This window comes from Chryseobacterium sp. B21-037 (assembly GCF_028570785.1).
Lineage (GTDB): Bacteria > Bacteroidota > Bacteroidia > Flavobacteriales > Weeksellaceae > Chryseobacterium > Chryseobacterium proteolyticum.
This window is the reverse complement of the sequence record NZ_JALGCB010000001.1, coordinates 1,510,389-1,530,887: the sequence shown is the minus strand read 5'-3', so window position 1 is coordinate 1,530,887 and position 20,499 is coordinate 1,510,389. Positions and strand designations below refer to the sequence as shown.

Genomic DNA, 20,499 nt, shown 5'->3' with positions numbered 1-20,499 from the left:
CGATATGTCAGTTTTAGAAATGAAAGTTCCTTCACCGGGCGAATCAATAACAGAAGTTGAAATCGCGACTTGGCTTGTGAAAGATGGTGATTATGTAGAAAAAGATCAACCAATCGCTGAGGTAGACTCAGACAAAGCAACTCTTGAACTTCCAGCTGAGCAAAGTGGTGTAATTACTTTAAAAGCAGAAGAAGGTGAAGTTGTACAAGTAGGTCAGGTAGTTTGCTTAATTGATGTAGATGCTCCTAAACCAGAAGGGGCAGCTGCTCCTGCTGCTGAAGCTCCTAAGAAAGAAGAAGCTCCAAAACCAGCACCTGTTCAGGAAGCACCAAAACCGGTTGCACAACCTGCGGCTGCTACACAGACATATGCAACGGGAACTCCGTCTCCTGCTGCTAAAAAAATTCTTGATGAAAAAGGAATAGATGCAGGGCAAGTTACCGGATCCGGAAGAGATGGAAGAGTTACTAAAACTGATGCTGAATTAGCTGCTGTTCCTGCTATGGGAAGTGTATCTTCTACTAACGGTTCAAGAGCAACAACGACTACTAAGCTTTCAGTTCTAAGAAGAAAAATCGCTTCAAGACTGGTTTCTGTAAAGAATGAAACGGCAATGTTAACTACTTTCAACGAGGTTGACATGTCTGAGATCTTCAGAATCAGAAAACAATATAAAGAAGAGTTTGCCCAAAAACACGGAGTTGGACTAGGTTTCATGTCTTTCTTTACAAAAGCTGTTACAAGAGCTTTGCAAATGTATCCTGATGTAAATGCATCTATCGATGGAGATTTCAAAATCAACTATGATTTCTGTGATATTTCAATCGCGGTTTCAGGTCCTAAAGGATTAATGGTTCCTGTATTGAGAAATGCTGAAGACATGACTTTCAGAAGTATTGAAGCAAACATCAAAGATTTAGCTACTAAAGTAAGAGATGGTAAAATCAGTGTTGATGAAATGACTGGTGGTACATTCACAATTACAAATGGTGGTACTTTCGGATCTATGATGTCTACTCCGATTATCAATCCTCCACAATCTGCAATCCTGGGAATGCACAACATTATTCAAAGACCTGTAGCAGTAGACGGGCAGGTAGTTATCCGTCCTATGATGTACGTTGCAATGTCTTATGACCACAGAATTATTGATGGAAAAGAATCCGTAGGGTTCCTAGTAGCTGTAAAAGAAGGTATAGATAATCCTGTTGAGATTTTAATGGGCGGTGATGAAAGAAAAGCTCTGGAATTATAAATTTTAAGAAAATTATAATATAAGTTACGATCTCGCCTCAAAAAAGGCGAGATTTTTGTATTTATTTAAACAAATGTTAAGTGATGTTTTCAAAAATAACTTCTAATATCAAAGTTTCAGTCATACCTGAATATGATAGTAAAAACAGTTACCCCTCAGAAAACCGTTATGTTTTTAAGTATAATATAACCATAGAAAACGACGGTGGTTTTCCCATTAAGATTCTGAAAAGAAAATGGTTAATCTTCGATGTAGGTTTCGGATATACTGAGATCATCGGAGATGGGGTAATCGGATTGACTCCGGAGATCTCAACAGGTGAAAATTTCGGTTATTTCTCTAACGTAATGCTTCGTTCAGGAGTAGGGAATATGAGCGGAAAATACCTGGTTAAAAACATGGAAACTCAGGAAAGTTTTGAAATAGACATTCCTAAATTCAACCTGCTTTCAGAAGTATTGAGCAATTAGAATCAGAGTTGTTTGATTTTAGGCCGCAGGTAATCATAAATTTCTTCATTTGTACTTAGAAATAACTTTTCAAAGGCTAATAAAGAGATTTTAGCACAAGCTTCGGCATCATCTCCAGCCCTATGGTGATTAAGGCTGATCTGATGATATTCTGACAGATGTTTTAATCCATACCTAGGGAGATAATTCCAGGACTTTTTTGCCAGCTGAATACTGCATAAATAATTCAGTTTTGGTGTGAATATACCATAATGTTTAAGGCACCCTCTTAAGACCCCTGCATCAAAGCCTGCATTATGAGCAATCATAAGCGTTCCATACATCATTTCTTCCACTTCATACCAGATTTCATCAAAAGTAGGAGCATCCTTTACATCTTCTGGTTCTATACCGTGAACCGCAACATTAAATCGGCTAAAATAAGGAAAACTGGGTGGTTTAATAAGCCAGGTTTTGGTTTCAACAATCTTGGAATCCTGAACAATACAGACTCCAAGTTCACAAGCAGAGCTTCTGTCGTTGGTTGCCGTTTCAAAATCTATTGCACAAAAATCCATTTTTATTGATAATATGATAAGTTATGAATTATAATTGAAAAGCCAAAGCTTATGAAGACTTTTTACCTCCAATAAAGTGTTTGAATATAAGCCATTTACTTTGATAGAAAATATTCTTTTGATTTTTCTGACGGAGTTTCCAGGTTCCGTGAACCTGTGCATAAAAGCCAAAATGTGCTCTTACAACAGCCCAAAGATGAGGAAATCCATTTTTTAATCCAAAATAAATACCCGCTATACTGTCTAAGCAAAGTCTGAAAAAAATAAGCCAGATCAGTTTTGGGAAAGGAAGGTTCTTAAGCATCATGGAAAGGTTATTTCTGATATTCAAATAAGTCTTCTGCGGACTTTGCTTATTTAAAGTTCCTCCTCCTACATGATAAACAGTAGATTTCCCTGTATAGTATATTTTTTTTCCCGTGTTGATCAGCCTCCAGCATAAATCGATTTCTTCCTGATGGGCAAAGAATCTTTCGTCAAATCCATTTTGTTCCTGAAAATCCTTTGAACGGATAAAGAAACAACATCCCGATGCCCAAAATATTTCTGCTTCATCATTGTACTGTCCTTTGTCTTCTTCTACGTCATCAAAAACCCTTCCTCTGCAATATGGATATCCTAAATTATCTATTAATCCCCCGGCAGCACCTGCAAATTCAAAATGTTTTTTGTTCTGATAGGATAAAACCTTGGGTTGTATAGCTGCAATTTCAGGATCTCTTTCAAAGAGGTCAAGGACAGGGGTAATCCAGTTTTCCATTACTTCTACATCAGAATTAAGAAGGCAGTAATAGTCAGCCCTGATATTTTTCAATCCGACATTATATCCGCCCGCAAAGCCATAATTTCTGTCATTGTAAATAATCTTTACGGTCGGAAACTGTGATTTTAGATAATCGATGGAGTTATCTGTAGAAAGATTGTCAATAACATATATATCCGCATCAGCCGAGAAGCGGACAACGCCAGGAAGAAACTTTTCCAGCCAGTCCTTACCATTCCAGTTTAAAATAACAACTGCTAATTTTTTAGACATCCTGTATTATTCTTTTTCTGAATCAAAGTGTTTAATAGAGTCCTGATATTTCCACTTCCTGTGTGACCAAAGGTAGTTGTCGGGACGTTTATGAAGGGTGTTTTCCAGTAATTTATGAAACTTTTTTACTACCTCGTGCTCAACAAACTTTTCACTGTCCGGATAAATTCTATGGTAGTTTACCTGATAAAAACCACGTTTTACTTTTTTCATTTCACAGTAAATGAAAGCCAGGTCCATTCTTGTCGCCAACTTATCATATCCTATAAATACTGGGGTTCTCTGGTCCAGGAATTCCAATCCATAGTTGACATGAGAAACATGAGGTGTTTGATCGGCAACGAACATATAAATGGAGTCACCATCATTTTTACTCCTGAAAATATTGAGAATAACCTCATTGGCTTCCAACGCCTTATTTCCGAATTTATTCCGGACCTTTTTCATCTGGTTTTCCCAGAATTCACTGTTTACTTTGCGGTATACAGGATGGCAGTTTTTCTGGGGAACGATAGTGGCCAATGCATTGATCCATTCCCAGTTAAAAACATGTCCGGCCAATAAAATAACATTTTTACCTTCCTTTTGGACTTCATGAAATACATCCTGATTGATGTGCTGCATCCTTACCCTGGCCTCCGTTTGTGAAATACTAAAGGATTTTACAGTTTCTACCAGGTAGTCTGAAAAGTTACGATAGAATTTTTTTCTTATCTCTGCGATCTCTTTTTTTGATTTCAGGGGAAAAGACCTTGTTAGATTCTGGGTGATTACATTTTTTCTATAACCTACAATGTAGTAGTTTAAAAAGAAAATGATATCCGAAAAAATATATAATATTTTCAACGGGAGCTTAGAAATCAGGTATAGTATCTTGATCAGGAAATTCATAAAACATGCAAATTTAGTGATAATAAAAATATGGTTCTATTTTTGCTTGCAATAAGTATTATTTTTTTACTTTTATATTATGAAAAAATTATCAATAGCAGCTTTCCTGATCGCAGGTACTTTTGTTTTTTCACAGGAAACAAAGAGGACTGAGGATGTTAAGGATTCAAGAGATAAGGCATTAATTGTAAAGACTGATCATGCAGAACTGGATGCCAAAAGAAAAGCCGCTGAGGAGAAGGCTAAGTTACCGAAGCCATATGATCCGAAAGCGGATGCTCAGAAAGATATTAATAAACTGATTGCCCAGGCAAAAAAAGAAAATAAAAATATTATGATCCAGGCCGGTGGAAATTGGTGTATCTGGTGTTTACGCTTTAATCAGTTTGTACAAACCACACCTGAATTAAAAAATATTGTTGATAAGAATTATTTATACTATCACCTTAATTTCTCTCCGGACAACAAAAATGAAAAAGTGTTTGCCCAATATGGTAATCCGGGAGATAAATTCGGATATCCTGTGTTTATAGTTCTGGATAAAAATGGTAAAATGATTCATGTTCAGCAAAGTGATGTTCTGGAACAGGATAAAGGATATAATCTTGAAAAAGTAAAAGCATTTTTCAATGAATGGATACCTAAATCATAAATAAAAACCGGGAGTTTTCCCGGTTTTTTGTTTTATAAAAGTTTCTTAATCCATTTTAGTTTTTTATCAGAATATGGCGGATATTTTATATTAGGTTCACCCCATGTTACCCTTTCAAGGATCGATTTCTGATGTGAAAAAGTTTCAAACCCATATTTACCATGATAATGGCCAATTCCTGAATTTCCTACTCCCCCAAACGGCAGATGGTCGTTACTTAAATGCATTACCACATCATTGATACATCCTCCGCCAAAAGAGATCTTTTGCTTAAAAATTTCTTTTTCTTCTGGGTTATTCGTAAAGAGATAAGCAGCGAGAGGTTTCTCTAATTCTGTAATCGTATTGATCATTTGGTTATAGTGGGTGAATGAAATCACGGGCAGAATCGGACCAAAGATTTCTTCTTCCATGACAGGATCTTTCCATTCAATATCCGTTAGGATGGTTGGTTCTATATAAAGTTTTTCTTCACTATAATTACCTCCGAAATATACCTTATCCTTTTGGATCAATTGAATAAGCCTTTGAAAATTTCTTTGGTTAATGATTCTTGTGTATTGTTCTGATCCGGGTTCATATTTAAATTCTTTAATGTATTTCCGGAGCATTTCCAGAAACTGCTCTTTCACGGATTCTTCTATAACAAGGTAATCCGGAGCAACACAAGTTTGTCCTGCGTTTAAAAACTTACCCCAAACGATTCTTTTGGCTGAAACTTCAAGATTTGCTTCTTTAGTAATGACGACCGGTGATTTTCCTCCTAATTCTAAGGTTACTGGCGTCAGGTTTTCCGCAGCAGCTTTATAAACAATCTTTCCTACTTTGGTACTCCCTGTAAAAAATATTTTATCAAACCTGAGTTTCAAAAGATCTGTCGTTTCATTGATTCCACCTTTATAGACATAAACATATTCAGAAGGAAAGTTTTCATTGATAATTTTAGCCATTGCTTCCATTGTATTTTCGGCAATTTCACTTGGTTTAAGGATACAGCAGTTTCCTGCTGCTAAGGCGGCAACAAGTGGAGAAAGGGATAGTTGATAAGGGTAATTCCATGCACCAATTACAAGAATACATCCTAAAGGTTCAGGATAAATGAGACTTTTCCCGATCTGATTAACAAGGTTGGTTGAAACCTTTTGGGGTTTTGAAAGCGTTTTCAGATTTTTTATATAATAATCAATATCCTTTAGAACAAAAGATAACTCTGTAGTAAATGTATCAAATCTTGATTTTCCAAAATCTTTCTCTATTGCTTTATATAAGAGCTCCTCATTCTGTGTGATGATTTCTTTAAGCTTTTCAAGGTACATTTTCCTGAACTTTATACTTTTTGTTTTATGTGTTTTGAAAAATGCTTTCTGAGCTGATGAGATTTCCTGAATGTCCATGCTTTCAAATTTGGGGAAGCAATGCAAATTTTTTGCCTAAAAATTACATAATATTTCTGATTGCAATTTTAGCGGGATGATATAAAAGCAGTAAAAGTGCCGTAATAAATGCCAGCCAGAATAAGCCGGTAAATATTTCCATATTGGAAAGTAAAATAGCCTGTGATGTAATTTTTGCTTTAAACGCTCCGGCTGTCAATGATAAAGATTCATTCACCGGTAGCTTAGAGATATTTGCTCCGAAAATCTGTGTCCACTGCGAATAAAAAACAGGATTGGTATCTGTCATGTTATAGCTTAAGGCATCAGAATGTTTTAAGGTAAGAAAGAGCATTAAATTCTGCATTAAAGCATATCCTATAGCAGTCGTCCAGAATCGGGTAGTGGTTCCCATTGCCGTGCCATTTGCTACATAATCTTCCGGAAGCCCTGCTATTAAAAAGAAAACAAGAGGGGTGAATAAAAGCCCCTGGGCTATTCCCTGTAAAAATAACGGAGGGCAAATGGTAGAAAGTGTTGTATCGGGATAAAAAGTATATGTGAACCAGGCACAATCAATGGCCAGTAATAAAAACCCGGTAAAGAAGACCATTCTGGAGGAAATACCTTTCATTAAACAGATCCCGGATAATAAAACGCCAATAAGTGTTCCCGCCACATTCCAATACTGAACATCTACAATATAATCCCATGGCCATTTCCATACGGTAGCCATGATACTGTATACATTATTTAAAGCTGAACGGATCAGATAAAAAACAAAAAAAGAACCATACCCGCAATAACATTTTTAGAATGGAAAACTTCAAAATGGAAAATTGGGCGTTTTGAATTTCTCTGTTTTAAAATAAATAATCCTCCGGATATTAAAAATATGAATAAGCATAAAATAATGATATGGGATTCAAACCACATAAGGCGTTTTCCATAGATAATAGCGTAAGCTCCCGCCTGCAAGCAGGTCCACAATAAAAACCAGCTGGTAATGTCAAGCTGATATAGTGGCTTTTTGGGAAAGAATCTGTTTTTGTTGAATAACGCAATTCCGATAATCAATACAAAAATGTGGAAATAAGCGATCATCAGAATCATATGCTGAAAATCGTAATCCTGAATGCTTGATTTTAATAATGAGGTGGTAACTGTTCCTCCGGTAAGCATTATGGTGTACATGAAAAGATAAGCAATTATTTTAGCATGAACAGTCTTCAATTCCGCTATAATAAGGGGTAAAAAAATAGCGCCTTCCAACAATCCGAATATCCCTTCCAGGAAGCGGATGACAAGAACAATATGATAATCATTGGTGACTGATAATACATACAGTATAATTACTGAAATAGAGGACATCAGCAAAATATAGTATTTTACGCTGAAATAGGCCATAAATCGCTGCAAAACTAAAAGGGTAACCACAAATGTCCCGTACATCAAAATCAATAAGTATTGGATATCATCTGGGTCCACATCCATAAAGGAAGCCGTGAAGGCACTATTGGAATGCAGGATAGACAATAACATCAGGTGGGGAAACAGCGCCAGAATAAGGAGCGGCAGTTTCAGCCATTGTGGTACCCATTTATAATAAACTGAATTATGTTGCATTTTTTTAACTTAGATAGTAGATTTGGAATTGCGGATAGTGGGGATTAAGGATGGATATAAGGTCTCAAATTCCTTTATGTCACCACATACATGCTGAATTTTTCGCTTTCTATAGTTTTTTAGCGCTGACCAGTACATTCATTCCTGAAAGTAATTTCTCATTGTCCTGGCCATTCTCTAAAATAATTTTTACTGGAAAACGCTGTTCTATTTTTACGAAATTTCCGGTTGCATTATCGGGCTTAACCAGAGAAAACTGAGAACCTGATGCAGGGGATACGGAAACTATCTTTCCTTTAAATTCAATATCCGGGAAAGCATCCGCTTCAATAATCACTTCCTGCTTCTGATCAATCTGCCCCAGTTGGGTTTCTTTATAATTGGCAATGATCCATTTTTCCTTACTGACGATCTGAACCAAAGCTTGTCCTTCTTTAATCAGCTGTCCTTCCTGAATCGTTTTTTTTCCGACCCAACCATCATAAGGGGCAGTAACTACCGTATACGAAAGAAACAATTTTGCATTACTGAGATTGGCGGAGCTTTGCTGAATCTGACTTTTTGCGGGAGCTACTTTGGTCTCTTGTTCATTAGCACCAGCTCTAATTGCTTTCTTTTGCTGTTCCAATGCCAGCAGATTGGCTTTAGCCTGATCATATGAAGCCTGTACATTTTCAAACTGTTGTTCGGTGGCAGCATCTTCAGCCAAAAGATTTTTGTATCTTTTATAATCCTGTTCCGTTCTCCATATATCAATTTTTGCTGAAGCTATTTTAGCATCGATGATTTTAGTATCACTTTCTTTAGTATTAACACCACTTTGGATGGTTGCAATATTTTCTGAATTTGCATGCAGGTTGGCTTCGGCCATTTTTACCTGGTTGATGAATTCCCGGTTGTCAATTACAATTAAAGTGTCTCCTTTATGGACAAACTGATTTTCATTAAACCGTATGTCTTTAATAAAGCCAGAAACTTTACTTGAAACCGGTGTAATGTATTGTTCTATTTGCGCATCATTTGTTGTTACATTCTTTCTGGAAAAAAGATAGAAACTTATCATCCCTGTAATTCCGCTTATGATGAGAATCCAAGCTAATAAAGTAATCGATTTGTTGATTCTTTCTTCTTTTTTAGTCAATTGCTTCTTAGTCATAGTTTTATAAGTTTCCGATAGTATATTGGAGTTGATAGTATTTTAATTGTCGGTTGATCTTCACAGAAATAAGATTGGATTGAGTTTCCAGATATGTATTATCAGCATCAATCAATTCGGTGATAAGGCTTAATTTATTTGCGTATTTTGTTTTAACGATCCGATAGTTTTCTTTTGCCTGATTAATAGCTTCCTCTGCTATTTTTACTTTTTGTTCAGTTTCTTCAAATTTTTTATACGCTTCATAAACTGAATGTTTTAAACTTTCTTCCTTCTCTTCAATCTGTAATTTGGCAAGGTCTACATTTTCCTTTGCTTCCTGCATCTTATATTTATTCTTATATAAGCTCTCTATAGGATAGGTTAGGTTTACCCCAATCATTCCTAAACGATAAGCATAAGGCTCAGGGGGAAAGAACATCATATTGGGATATTTTATGAAATATTCACCTCCGGCAGTAATCTTGGGAAGATAATTGGCTTTTACGATTTTTTGATCAAGCTCTTTTAAAGAGAGATTTTTCTTGGTGATTTCAACATATTCATTTTTAATTAAAGCTGTTTCGGTCAGCTCATTGATATACGGAATTTCTGCATTTTCAGAAATAAGATCTTCTGTTTCAGCATGCATTTCCTGAGTGTCCGGAAGAAATAAAATTGTTTTTAACTGGTGTTCCGCGATCTGAATGTCATTATCAAGTTCTGTCCAGCTCATTTTGTGATTAGAAAGTTGCAAAGATGTTCTTAGTACTTCATTAAAAGTAACTACTCCGTTTGCTTTTAAGGCTTTTACCTGTTTTATGTTTACAGAATCTTCCTTCATTTTTTCAGCAATAAGTTCTTGTTGTTCCTTTAAATGGTGAATCTGAAGAAAAGCGGTAATGATTTGCATTTTCAGTGATCTTTCATCCAGATGGGTTTGTAATTTCGAAATTTCAGTGTTTACAGATGATTTCTTCTCCGTATTTTTAATTCTTCCACCCATATATACCGGAATGGAAGCGGAAAGGGTAAAATCATACATCCCGTTAATAACATTATATCGGGTTGCTTTTCCCAAAATTCCGTTTTCATGCTGAAAAAGATCAGATACCTGAGTGTAGCTGGTATGAAATTCAATGTCCGGCAATCTTTCCATTTTAAGATCTTTCTCTTTTGTTTCAGACATGCTTTGTTTGAGGTGGCTGATCTGAATGTTTTTATTATTCTTCAGACCTAATTCTAATGCCTGTTGAAGGCTGAGATGTTGATAATCGATCACTTGTGAGTGTAGGGACATGCTTATCAATAATAAGCACAACGCAATCCAGTGATATCTGCGTGTGCTAAATATCATTTTCATAAATTAATTAAAGGTTTTTTGCTAAATTGATTTTGATAGTGCAAAGGTACGAGCAGTACGTCTAGACATGATTTGTTAAAGCAGAAAAAGATTTGCTCATTTACGCCAAATAGAAATATTCTCAGTACCTTTATCTCATGAATGATAGTCACTTTAAAGCGGTAGAGGAAGAAGACGCAGAATTTTATGTATATCATGTACTTACCGGTAATGTAAAAACAGATATCCATAATCACAGTTCTGCCCAATTGGTGTATGCAGAAGGCGGTATCGTACATATCTTTACTGAACTTAAGCACTGGTACCTTCCTGCGAGATGTTTTATGTGGATCCCTGCCGGAATCCCCCATTATATATTTACATCTAGCCCAAAAGTGGATTTATACAATTTTTACTTTAAAAAAGATGGAGATGAAAATGGCTTTTTTGATGAAATCAATATTTATTCTGTGAGTCATTTACTTCGGGAAATGATTTTATACACAAAAGAATGGGATGGGAAAATCACAAAAAATGACGGTTCTAAATATTATTTTCTCAAAGCACTTAAGGGAATTTTACCTGAAAAAAGAGATAAAAAATTAGCGTTTCCTGTACAGCATCCTTTCCCGGAAGATGAAACATTGCTAAAGGTAGCCAAATACATCCATGCCAACCTGGAGAAGAACCTTACCATTGAATCTACAGCAAAAGAATTTGGAATGAGTACAAGAACATTGTCCAGAAAATTTAAAGAGATTTTGGGCATGAATTACGTTCGTTTTTTAAGAGCTTTAAGAATAACCCGTTCATTGGAACTTATGCTTGAAGGGAAATACAATATGTACGAGATTGCAATGATGGTAGGGTATAACAGTCTGTCTTCCTTCAGTAATATCTTTAAAAAAGTAATTGGAATACCCCCGACAGAATATCTTCAGAAGTTGAGAGGAAATGAATAGGCAACAGATATCAGGGCATAAAAAAACCACTTCGAATGAAGTGGTTTATATGGTGTGAGAAATAAATTCTCTTTTTATTAAGCTTCTTCTTCAGTTTTAGCTTCTTCTTTTTTAGCCGCTGGAGCTGGAGCTACAACAGGAGCATCAGAAACAACGTCAAACTCGAAGTTGTACTCTACGTTTCTGTGTAATCTTACAACAGCAGTTACTTTACCAGTTCTCTTAATAGTGTTCCCTGGAATTTTGATGTATTTCTTCTCAACTTCAACACCAGCTTTTGCAAGAGCTGCAGAAAGGTCAGCATTGTTGATAGATCCGAATAGTTTATCACCAGATCCAACTTTAGCAGGAATAGTAATAGTAGTTTTTTTCAATTGCTCAACTACAGCGTTAGCAGCAGCAATTAATTTAGCTTCTTCTTCTTTTCTAGCTTCTAAAGTTGCTTCTAAAGTTGCTTTGTTTTTAGGAGTAGCTAAAAGTGCGTAACCTTGAGGAATCAAGAAGTTTCTTGCATAACCTGGTTTTACGTTTACTGTATCAAACTCAAGTCCTAAGTTTTCTACGTCTTTTTTTAGGATAATTTCCATTGTTGTTGTCCGTTTTTTAGTTCTAGAGAAAAGAACAAAGAAAAAAGAAAAAAGACTGGTGTCTTAGAAATTATTTCTTTCCTTTAATCTAAAAATCGTTAGAATTAATTATTTATTCAGCAACTTAAAAAAAGAGAAAAAGATCTCCATCTTTTCTCTTTCTTCTTGTTTCTTTATATCTTATTTTAATAAGTCAGCTACGTAAGGCATTAAAGCAAGGTGTCTTGCTCTTTTGATAGCAGCAGAAACTTTTCTTTGGTATTTTAAAGAAGTTCCAGTGTATCTTCTTGGTAAAATTTTACCCTGCTCGTTTACGAATTGTAATAAGAAATCAGCATCTTTATAATCTACATGCTTAATTCCGAATTTTTTGAATCTACAATATTTCTTTTCAGATTTTGTATTGATATCAAGTGGAGTAAGGAATTTTACTTCTGATTCTCCTCCAGCTGAGGCTTGTTTAGCCATTTCATCTATTGCCATGTCTTGTCTTTTTTAATAATGGGTTAATAATTAAGCTTTAGCTACTTTTACTTTAGTTCTTCTTGTTACAGCATAGTCAATAGCATGCTTGTCAAGTTTTGTAGTAAGGTAACGGATTACTCTTTCGTCACGTTTGAAAGCTAATTCTAAATCAGCAACGATAGTACCTTCTCCTTTAAACTCAATTAAAGTGTAGAATCCGTTCTTTTTTAATTGGATCGGATAAGCTAATTTTTTTAATCCCCAGTTCTCTTTAGCAACGATTTCGCAGTTTTTCTCTTTTAAAAGAGTTTCAAATTTTTTTACTGCTTCCTCCACCTGTGCGTCAGATAGAACGGGAGTTAAAATGAAAACAGTTTCGTAATTGTTCATAATGTTAAATGAATTTATTAATTATTTCGAGGTGCAAAAGTAGTGAAAGTATTTTAAGTATGCAACAGATACGGCAGATTTGTTTGTGTGGAACTGCTAAAGATAATAGTAGAAAGTCTGAGTTATAAATTATTTTTGATAGTATTAGACTTCTTCTTTGCTTCTTATTTCACTTAAAAAATTCATCTTTATCACGTCATAGAGTGAATGTCTGCTTACTAAAATAGAAGCAATAGACGATACCATTCCGGCCAGCATTAAATGGAATATTAATGAGTGCCTGTCAGTCATTTCAAGGACGATAATCGCCGATGTAAAAGGGGCTCTTGTAATTCCCGTAAGAAAAGCAACCATTCCCGCAAGAACGACAACATTCGTTTCGTTTTGGGTAAGATGAATCACTCCTGAAATGACGGAGCCAATACTTGCGCCTGCGGAGAGAGCAGGAGCAAAGATGCCGCCGGCTCCTCCTGATGTAAAGGATAAAGCCGGTCCCAGCATTCTTAAGATGGGCACATACCAGTCTTCATGCTTGTTTTTTGTGAAAAGAACTCTTTCCATAATTTCTTTACCGGATCCTAAGATCTCTCTGTTAATAAAATAAGCAATAGAAGCAATGATAAGCGCACAAATAACAAGAAATAAAATATTTGACTTATCCGTTTTCAGATTTTTCTTTTTCCACTTATTCATGGTAAGCATGATAACAGACAGCTGACTTGCGAGAATACCTGAAATACCCGCTACAAGCATGATCGGGAACATTACCATCAGCGAGACATCATGCGTTTTGGGATAACCAAGATATAAATAAGATCCTGCCAGGGTTTGCGCAGTTAAGCCTGCAATAATAACAGCTGTAAAAAGAGCTGTTTTAAAATAATTAATATGAGTTTTTGATAGTTCTTCCACCGCGAATACAATTCCCCCCAAAGGAGTATTGAAAGCTGCTGCAAGACCTGCGGCCGCACCTGTCATAATCATATTTTTTTTTGATATTTTCGGCCACCATTCGGGAAGATATTCGTTTACCTTTCTGAAAACAGAACCTGCGATCTGGATGGTTGGTCCTTCGCGTCCCACAGCACCACCCCCGATTACCAAAATGACAGAAGAAATAATTTTAAAGAATATGATTTTAAGACTCAAAAGGCTTCTGATCTTTTTGTGTTCCTTGGGATTAGCAAGCTCTACGGCAGCCATTACCTGTGGAATTCCGCTTCCTTTGGCATTCGGTGCAAATTCTTTTACCAGCCACCAGGACAAAACAAAACCAATGGGAGCAATAATGAAGATCATCCATGAATGCCAATTGAAAATGATATTTAAAAGACTTTCACCCCACGCAAATATTTTAGCATACATCACTGCAAAAAAACCCGTAATCACCGAACCAATCCAGAAAGGAATTGCCTGAAGCAAATTGTACTTCAGTTGTTCATTGCGGATATTATCAAAAGATTTTTTGAGACTTCTGCGGAGGTATATAAAAACTGAGTACATTTTATAGTCTTGTTTTACCTTGAAGAGCAGATATTGTTTTTATTCCTAAATAATAGTTGTAATTATTTAAGCCATAGGATAGCAAGAAGTTAACGTTATTGTATTTCAATTTCATCATTTAAAGTTTGTTTTAAAAATAATATTATTTAATCACAAATGCAATAATAAAAAACCTCCGAAATTCATTTCGAAGGTTTGTATCGTATAACAAGCAAAATTTATTGCTGCTTTAATTTCTAAATTTCTGTATTCAGATCCCAGTTTTGAAGGTAATCATGAACATGTTTTAAGAACATTCCTCCTAAAGAACCATCTACAACTCTATGGTCATAAGAGTGAGACATAAACATTAACTGGCGGATAGCGATTACATCACCGTCTTTAGTTTCAAGTACTGCCGGTTTTTTAACAATAGCACCGATGGCAAGGATAGCTACCTGCGGTTGAGGAATAATAGGGGTTCCCATTAAGTTTCCGAAGCTTCCTACATTGGAAATAGTGTAAGTAGCACCTTGAGTATCTTCAGGTCTTAATTTCTTGTTTCTGGCTCTATAAGCTAAATCATTAATCGCCTTTGCAAGTCCTGATAGTGAAAGCTGATCTGCATTTTTGATGACAGGAACGATAAGGTTTCCGTCCGGTAAAGCCGTTGCCATACCAATGTTGATATTTTTCTTTTTGATGATATTATCTCCATTTACAGAGACATTGATCATTGGATAATCCTGAATTGCTTTTACGATCGCTTTTACGAAAATCGGCATAAAGGTAAGTTTTTCACCTTCGCGTTTTTCGAACAGATCTTTATGCTTATTTCTCCATTTTACAACGTTGGTAACGTCTGTTTCAATGAAAGAAGTAACGTGAGGTGCAATGTGTTTTGCTTTTACCATATTTTCAGCAATGATTTTTCTCATTCTGTCCATTGGAATGATTTCATCACCAGCTGAAACTGATACAGGTGTTACAACAGGAGTTGTTGCAACCGGCTGTGGAGTAGAGGCAACTTGCTGAACAGGTGCTGTCTTTGGCTGGTTTCCTCTGTTATTAACAAATGCTAAAATATCTTCTTTGGTAATTCTTCCTTCTAAACCGCTTCCTTTAATAGATTTTAATTCAGATTCAGAAATGTTTTCTTGTTGTGCAATAGATTTTACAAGAGGCGATAAATAAAGATCTCCTGAGAATTCAACTGTTGAAGTTCCCGTTTTTAATGGTTCTTCAATCGTTTTTAAAGTTTCGGTATCAGGAGCTGATACCTGGGCTTCAGTGATCGTTTCTTCTGTAGCTGTATTTCCGCCTTCTCCTTCAATTTCTAAAATAGCAATGGCTTCACCAACTTTTGCAACTTCATCCTTTTGCTTTAAGATTTTCACAATTTTTCCCGAAACTGGTGTCGGAACATCTGAATCAACCTTATCTGTTGCAATTTCTACTACGGAATCATCTTCCTTTACCTGATCACCCTCATTGAATAACCAAGTGATAATTGTAGCTTCCATAACACCTTCTCCCATGGAAGGAAGCAATAATTTGTACTCTGCCATTTTTATTTTTTAGATTTTGACAAATATATAAAAAAAATCGGTTTTTTTACGGAATATATAATTTTACGAAAATTCTATATAAATATTCCCGCCTACATTCAGTCCAAATAAACTTCTTGCACCATTTTTCTTGCTTCCTTTATAGATAGTAAGTTCCAATAGTTGGCTGTCATTAAAAATGGCTGCGGATTGCCCATGGAATTCGGTTTCCCTGTTCCAGTCTGAAACAACTTCCGTGTGGCTGGAAAATACTTTTGAAAGACTTAAATTCCTGAATTTGATCGTGAAATTTTCATGTCCTTTTCCTGCGGCTTCAAAAAAATCTTTGTTGATATTTGAGATTATGTTTCCGAAATTATCAATATACATCACTTCCCCGATAATCATCTTTTCAGTCTCATTATAGACAGGTTTCGGGAATAGAAGTTCTTTTACACTTTTTATTTTCCGTCCGATTACTTCCGGAAGGCCACTGTTGGCTAAATGTACGGCAGCAGGAACGAAAATATCTGTGGAAGTGAAATTAATGATATCATCAAACCTGTTGTTCAGAGTAATTTCATAAATAGCCTCAGGTTTGATATCAAAAAAAACAAGGCTAAGTAAACCATTATCTGCAGCAAGAAAATAAGAACCATCTGCTTTATAAAGAATATTTTTTCTTGACTTGTGATAAAAACTGTCTACAGACAGAATATGAATAGTTCCTTTTGGAAAATGTTTATACGCGTTCCGTATGATATATGAAGTCTGGATAAGGTTATATGCCTGAATTTCGTGGGTAATATCAATAATATTAACCTCAGGATTTAAAGAAAGAATTTTGCCTTTCATAGCCGAAACCCTGTAATCTAAATTTCCGAAATCAGAAGTGAGTGTAATAATTGACATTTTTGTAGTTGTGGAATAATACTAGTCCTGCAAATTTATTTAAAATAAAGGAAAACTTCGTGCTTATAACTCATAAAAAATAATTAAAAAAGAAGCTTACATGAGTTTAAACCTCCTTTTATTACATTGAATATAATATCTTTTAATACTAAGAAAAAGAATTAAAAAGGTACCACATTATACCTGTTACAAGTGTTTATATAATCTATATTGTGGTACCTTTTAAGAGAATTGATATTTTATATAACTAAGAGTTAGCTAATTGTATTATAAAGGTGTTTAAATGAAAATTGTGGATAACAAAATTAATATAAGTATGAAAAAAAAACTTTAAATTTAGATTCTAATAAAAAAATGCTTACATGTTTGAATTAACATATGATTTGGAAGATATCGATGTGAAAATCTTCTATGGAGTTAATAACCAATATTTCAATTTATTAAAATCAAGCTTTCCGACACTAAAAATTACAGGCAGAGATCACTCTATTTTAGCTAAAGGAAATCAGGAAGCTCTGGATATATTTAAACAAAAACTTGATGATATTGTAAAATTTATTTCAAAAAATAATTCTATTGAACTGAAAGATGTAGAGAGTATTCTCAATATTAAGGATGAGAATGAAAAACATCTGATTTTTGATCAGGATATTATTGTAAAAGGAGTCAATGGTAAAATTATAAAAGCTAAAACGACTAATCTTAAAAAACTGGTTAAAGAAACCGAGAAAAAGGATATGGTTTTTGCTATAGGACCTGCAGGAACAGGGAAAACATATACCAGTGTTGCTTTAGCAGCCAGGGCTTTAAGAGATAAAGAGGTTAAAAGAATTATACTTACCAGACCCGCTGTAGAAGCAGGGGAGAGCCTTGGATTTTTGCCGGGGGATCTTAAAGAAAAATTAGATCCTTATTTACAGCCTTTATATGATGCTTTAAGAGATATGATTCCTCACGAGAAACTTGAAGGTTTTATGGAGAAGAAAGTTATTGAAGTGGCACCTTTAGCTTTTATGAGAGGAAGAACCCTGGATGATGCTTTCGTAATTCTTGATGAAGCACAGAATACAACCCATGCCCAGATGAAAATGTTCCTTACCAGAATGGGTATGAACGCTAAATTTATTATAACAGGGGATCCTACCCAAATCGATTTGCCAAGAAATCAGCAATCCGGACTAAAAGAAGCAATGAGGATTTTGCATGGTGTAAATGAAATTGGTTTTGTGCATCTAACTGAAGAGGATGTTGTAAGACATCCGGTTGTAAGGAAAATTATCCTGGCTTATAATGACGAAGAGAAAAGGCTTCGAAATGAATAATCAAACATTGAGGGCCGATTTAAATTTGATGGAAATTAATAGGTTTAATTATTCAGCAAGATTAATTACGCTCACCCTAGTTTAAAATAATTTTAAGCACTTACCTGGTAAGTGTTTTTTTTATCCGTGTTTTAACGGGAGGCAGAATGAAAAATAAACGTTAATTTTGCAGCATCAATCAAAACTATTTAAAAATGAAAAAACTATTATTAGTGGGCGCTTTTGCGCTTTTAGGAAGTGCAGTAAATGCGCAAGAAGGTTTTAAACTAGGAGGACATATCGGAATTCCTGTTGCTGATGCCAGTGATGTTTCATCATTTACTTTAGGTGTAGATGCATCTTATATGTGGAATATTACAAAAGGATTGGATCTGGGAGTTGCTTCAGGGTATTCACATTTCTTTGGAAAGGATAACTTTGATGATTTTGGATTTATTCCGGTGGCTGTTTCAGGAAAGTATAAGTTCTCAGGAGCTCCTGTTTTTGTAGGATTGGATCTTGGTTATGCTATTTCTGTAAAAGACGGAATGGATGGAGGTTTCTATGCACAACCGAAATTTGGATATCAGATGTCTAAAGGTGAATTGTATATAGGGTACCAAAGCATTAGTAACAGACGTGATTTTGGAAGATACAGATCAAGCTGGACAATAGGCGCTGTAAACATCGGATATAATTTCTATTTAAGATAAAATTATTAAAAATTCCGAATTTTAAGGACTCCAATTGCAGAATTGGAGTTTTTTTATTCAAAAATTTGTGAAAAAAATAATATAATATATTAAGTGCATTTTTTTCCTGTAAAAAGCGAGTATTTTTGGATGATATTAATCACGTTAACAAATTTTAATATTAGAGGGACCCACTGTAAATTTGCTCTCAGAAAGTATTAAAATTTTTTAAAATGAAAAAATTATTATTAGCGAGTGCTATTGCACTTTTCGGTTTATCTAATGCTCAGATTGCTAAAGGTACTACATATTTATCAGGATCTGTTGGTTATTCTCAAGAAGAATCTAACAATGGTAATCTTAAAAAAGAAAACTTCAATGTATTACCTACAGTTGGATATTTTGTTAACACAAACTTAGCAATTGGTTTAGGTGTTGGTTACCAAACTGAAAAAACTACAGCTACTACTACTACAACTATTCTTAACACTACAACTGTAAGTGAGAATATCACTAAGAAGCCAGCTTTCGTTGTTGCTCCTTTCGTAAGAAAATACTGGACTTTGTCTGAAAAATTATATATCTTCGGACAATTAGCAGTACCAATGGAGTTCGGAAAAACTAAGTTAGAAAATAACTCAGTATCTACTTCAGGAAATACTACAGTTTCAAACTCTACTTCTAGCGAAGCTAAATACACGCAAATTGGTGTTACTGTGAAGCCAGGTTTAGATTACTTCTTGAACAAGAACTGGTCTATCGAAGCTACTATCGGTGAGTTCGGTTACAACAACTACAAGCCAAAAGATGGTGATGCTACAAACAACTATAACTTCGGATTGAATTTATCTTCTGTAACTTTCGGAGTTAAATATGTTTTTGCTAAGTAATTAGTACATTATTTTACAATAAAAAAAGGTCTGAGCTTGCTCAGACCTTTTTTTATCGCTTTAAATTTCTGAAAACAATGGTGTAAAAGAGATTATAATATTGTTTAATTAAATATTAAATAAATGATAAATTTATGTTAAATTTGCCGCTTGTAACTTTTTATATCAAATGATAACTAATAATGAGTTCTATTTCCACAAATAGAACCCTGTATAAATTAAATTTTAATAACTATGAAAAAACTATTACTAACTGGTGCTGTTGCACTTTTTGGATTATCGAACGCTCAGATGAGTAAAGGAGACTGGGTGATCAGTGGAAACACTGGTTTAGGATTTAACAACATTAATACAACAATTAAAGCTGGCGGACAATCGATAGATGGGCCTAAAGTGAGCACTTTTTCTGTATCTCCTTCAGTGGGGTATTTTGTAATTGATAAGTTAGCCGTTGGAATTGACTTAGGTTTTATGAGTGCTACAACAAAATATCAGGGAATCAAATCTAAAACCAATAATTTTTCTGTAATGCCAACTGCTACTTATTACTTTGTTAATGATAGCAAGTTTGTTCCTTTCCTTGGAGCAGGGATCGGATATTCGTCTGTTAAAAATACAGGTGAAGGAAATTTTGGTGATGGTTCAGTTTCATCTGATACTACTACAGATGGTTTGGCATGGAAGGTAAAAGGAGGAGTAACGTACATGGCGACACAATCTTTAGGGGTTAATTTAGGGGTTTCATATGATCAGTTTTCTAATAAAGAAACAATTATGAATACCGATGTAAAAACTAACGTTAAAACTTTTGGAGTTAATATTGGTTTTTCTTACTTCATTAAATCAAAATCTCAGAAATCTGATAAATAATAATCAGTCAGACTAAAAAATAAAACCGGCTCAATTGAGCCGGTTTTTATATTGATTGATGGAT

22 protein-coding genes are annotated in these 20,499 nt (G+C 34.9%); 8 read left to right on the top strand and 14 right to left on the bottom strand.

The genetic code is table 11. The features are described 5' to 3' along the window. Positions 1 to 4: 4 nt before the first annotated feature. On the top strand, positions 5 to 1,255 hold the full coding sequence (odhB, locus tag MTQ00_RS06715; protein WP_172278540.1) for a 2-oxoglutarate dehydrogenase complex dihydrolipoyllysine-residue succinyltransferase: 1,251 nt from the start codon (positions 5 to 7) through the stop codon (positions 1,253 to 1,255). Between the two features lie 83 nt (positions 1,256 to 1,338). Next, the gene (gene apaG, locus MTQ00_RS06710) at positions 1,339 to 1,725 is read left to right on the top strand and encodes a Co2+/Mg2+ efflux protein ApaG (RefSeq protein ID WP_194304229.1); all 387 of its coding nucleotides are present in this window, start codon (positions 1,339 to 1,341) and stop codon (positions 1,723 to 1,725) included. A gap of 2 nt (positions 1,726 to 1,727) precedes the next feature. Here the strand turns inward: apaG and MTQ00_RS06705 are convergent, their stop codons facing one another. Genes MTQ00_RS06705 through MTQ00_RS06695 form a run of 3 tightly spaced genes read right to left on the bottom strand, consistent with a single transcriptional unit; the run spans position 1,728 to position 4,209 of the window. Beyond that, positions 1,728 to 2,282 (bottom strand): 3'-5' exonuclease, encoded by a 555-nt coding sequence (locus MTQ00_RS06705; protein WP_172278536.1) that lies wholly within the window; start codon positions 2,280 to 2,282, stop codon positions 1,728 to 1,730. A gap of 49 nt (positions 2,283 to 2,331) precedes the next feature. Next, positions 2,332 to 3,318, bottom strand: a complete 987-nt coding sequence (locus MTQ00_RS06700) for a glycosyltransferase family 2 protein (protein WP_273648207.1) — start codon at positions 3,316 to 3,318, stop codon at positions 2,332 to 2,334. A 6-nt stretch (positions 3,319 to 3,324) separates the two neighbouring features. Next, entirely contained in the window at positions 3,325 to 4,209 is an 885-nt protein-coding gene (locus MTQ00_RS06695; RefSeq protein WP_172278532.1) for a lysophospholipid acyltransferase family protein, read from the bottom strand. Between the two features lie 79 nt (positions 4,210 to 4,288). Here MTQ00_RS06695 and MTQ00_RS06690 point away from each other — a divergent pair, with 79 nt between their 5' ends. Continuing rightward, positions 4,289 to 4,861: a thioredoxin family protein gene (locus MTQ00_RS06690; RefSeq protein WP_172278530.1), complete on the top strand. Its 573-nt coding sequence runs from the start codon at positions 4,289 to 4,291 to the stop codon at positions 4,859 to 4,861. Between the two features lie 32 nt (positions 4,862 to 4,893). Here the strand turns inward: MTQ00_RS06690 and MTQ00_RS06685 are convergent, their stop codons facing one another. From MTQ00_RS06685 to MTQ00_RS06665, 5 genes are all read right to left on the bottom strand, one after another. After that, the gene (locus MTQ00_RS06685) at positions 4,894 to 6,282 is read right to left on the bottom strand and encodes an aldehyde dehydrogenase (RefSeq protein WP_273648206.1); all 1,389 of its coding nucleotides are present in this window, start codon (positions 6,280 to 6,282) and stop codon (positions 4,894 to 4,896) included. Positions 6,283 to 6,298: 16 nt separating this feature from the next. Further along, a complete protein-coding gene (locus tag MTQ00_RS06680; protein ID WP_273648205.1) occupies positions 6,299 to 6,970 on the bottom strand; it encodes a hypothetical protein in 672 nt (223 codons plus the stop codon). Positions 6,971 to 7,002: 32 nt separating this feature from the next. Continuing rightward, a complete protein-coding gene (locus tag MTQ00_RS06675; protein WP_273648204.1) occupies positions 7,003 to 7,860 on the bottom strand; it encodes a hypothetical protein in 858 nt (285 codons plus the stop codon). A 109-nt stretch (positions 7,861 to 7,969) separates the two neighbouring features. After that, the gene (locus tag MTQ00_RS06670; protein WP_172278524.1) at positions 7,970 to 9,016 is read right to left on the bottom strand and encodes an HlyD family secretion protein; all 1,047 of its coding nucleotides are present in this window, start codon (positions 9,014 to 9,016) and stop codon (positions 7,970 to 7,972) included. 4 nt (positions 9,017 to 9,020) lie between these two features. Next, complete coding sequence (locus tag MTQ00_RS06665) at positions 9,021 to 10,295, bottom strand: TolC family protein (RefSeq protein WP_273648203.1); 1,275 nt, start codon at positions 10,293 to 10,295, stop codon at positions 9,021 to 9,023. A 200-nt stretch (positions 10,296 to 10,495) separates the two neighbouring features. On the opposite strand from MTQ00_RS06665, the gene MTQ00_RS06660 reads away from it, so the two are divergent. Next, a complete protein-coding gene (locus MTQ00_RS06660) occupies positions 10,496 to 11,299 on the top strand; it encodes a helix-turn-helix domain-containing protein (protein ID WP_172278522.1) in 804 nt (267 codons plus the stop codon). 77 nt (positions 11,300 to 11,376) lie between these two features. Here the strand turns inward: MTQ00_RS06660 and rplI are convergent, their stop codons facing one another. From rplI to MTQ00_RS06630, 6 genes are all read right to left on the bottom strand, one after another. Beyond that, the gene (gene rplI, locus MTQ00_RS06655; protein WP_172278520.1) at positions 11,377 to 11,886 is read right to left on the bottom strand and encodes a 50S ribosomal protein L9; all 510 of its coding nucleotides are present in this window, start codon (positions 11,884 to 11,886) and stop codon (positions 11,377 to 11,379) included. Between the two features lie 180 nt (positions 11,887 to 12,066). Further along, positions 12,067 to 12,369 carry a 30S ribosomal protein S18 gene (gene rpsR, locus MTQ00_RS06650; protein WP_007844708.1) on the bottom strand — a complete coding sequence of 101 codons (303 nt, stop codon included), beginning with the start codon at positions 12,367 to 12,369 and terminating at the stop codon, positions 12,067 to 12,069. A 30-nt stretch (positions 12,370 to 12,399) separates the two neighbouring features. After that, entirely contained in the window at positions 12,400 to 12,741 is a 342-nt protein-coding gene (rpsF, locus tag MTQ00_RS06645) for a 30S ribosomal protein S6 (protein WP_172278518.1), read from the bottom strand. Between the two features lie 144 nt (positions 12,742 to 12,885). Then, positions 12,886 to 14,244 carry a chloride channel protein gene (locus MTQ00_RS06640; RefSeq protein ID WP_273648202.1) on the bottom strand — a complete coding sequence of 453 codons (1,359 nt, stop codon included), beginning with the start codon at positions 14,242 to 14,244 and terminating at the stop codon, positions 12,886 to 12,888. 236 nt (positions 14,245 to 14,480) lie between these two features. Then, complete coding sequence (locus MTQ00_RS06635; RefSeq protein ID WP_172278514.1) at positions 14,481 to 15,791, bottom strand: dihydrolipoamide acetyltransferase family protein; 1,311 nt, start codon at positions 15,789 to 15,791, stop codon at positions 14,481 to 14,483. A 63-nt stretch (positions 15,792 to 15,854) separates the two neighbouring features. Then, entirely contained in the window at positions 15,855 to 16,682 is an 828-nt protein-coding gene (locus tag MTQ00_RS06630; RefSeq protein WP_273648201.1) for an SAM hydrolase/SAM-dependent halogenase family protein, read from the bottom strand. A 362-nt stretch (positions 16,683 to 17,044) separates the two neighbouring features. Between MTQ00_RS06630 and MTQ00_RS06625 the strand changes: the two genes are divergently transcribed. The 4 genes from MTQ00_RS06625 (at position 17,045) to MTQ00_RS06610 (ending at position 20,435) form a co-directional block, all read left to right on the top strand. After that, entirely contained in the window at positions 17,045 to 18,004 is a 960-nt protein-coding gene (locus tag MTQ00_RS06625; RefSeq protein WP_172278510.1) for a PhoH family protein, read from the top strand. Positions 18,005 to 18,198: 194 nt separating this feature from the next. Continuing rightward, positions 18,199 to 18,696 carry a hypothetical protein gene (locus MTQ00_RS06620; protein WP_172278508.1) on the top strand — a complete coding sequence of 166 codons (498 nt, stop codon included), beginning with the start codon at positions 18,199 to 18,201 and terminating at the stop codon, positions 18,694 to 18,696. A 212-nt stretch (positions 18,697 to 18,908) separates the two neighbouring features. Further along, positions 18,909 to 19,565: an outer membrane beta-barrel protein gene (locus MTQ00_RS06615; protein ID WP_273648200.1), complete on the top strand. Its 657-nt coding sequence runs from the start codon at positions 18,909 to 18,911 to the stop codon at positions 19,563 to 19,565. A 234-nt stretch (positions 19,566 to 19,799) separates the two neighbouring features. After that, the gene (locus tag MTQ00_RS06610; protein WP_172278504.1) at positions 19,800 to 20,435 is read left to right on the top strand and encodes an outer membrane protein; all 636 of its coding nucleotides are present in this window, start codon (positions 19,800 to 19,802) and stop codon (positions 20,433 to 20,435) included. Positions 20,436 to 20,499: the final 64 nt, after the last annotated feature.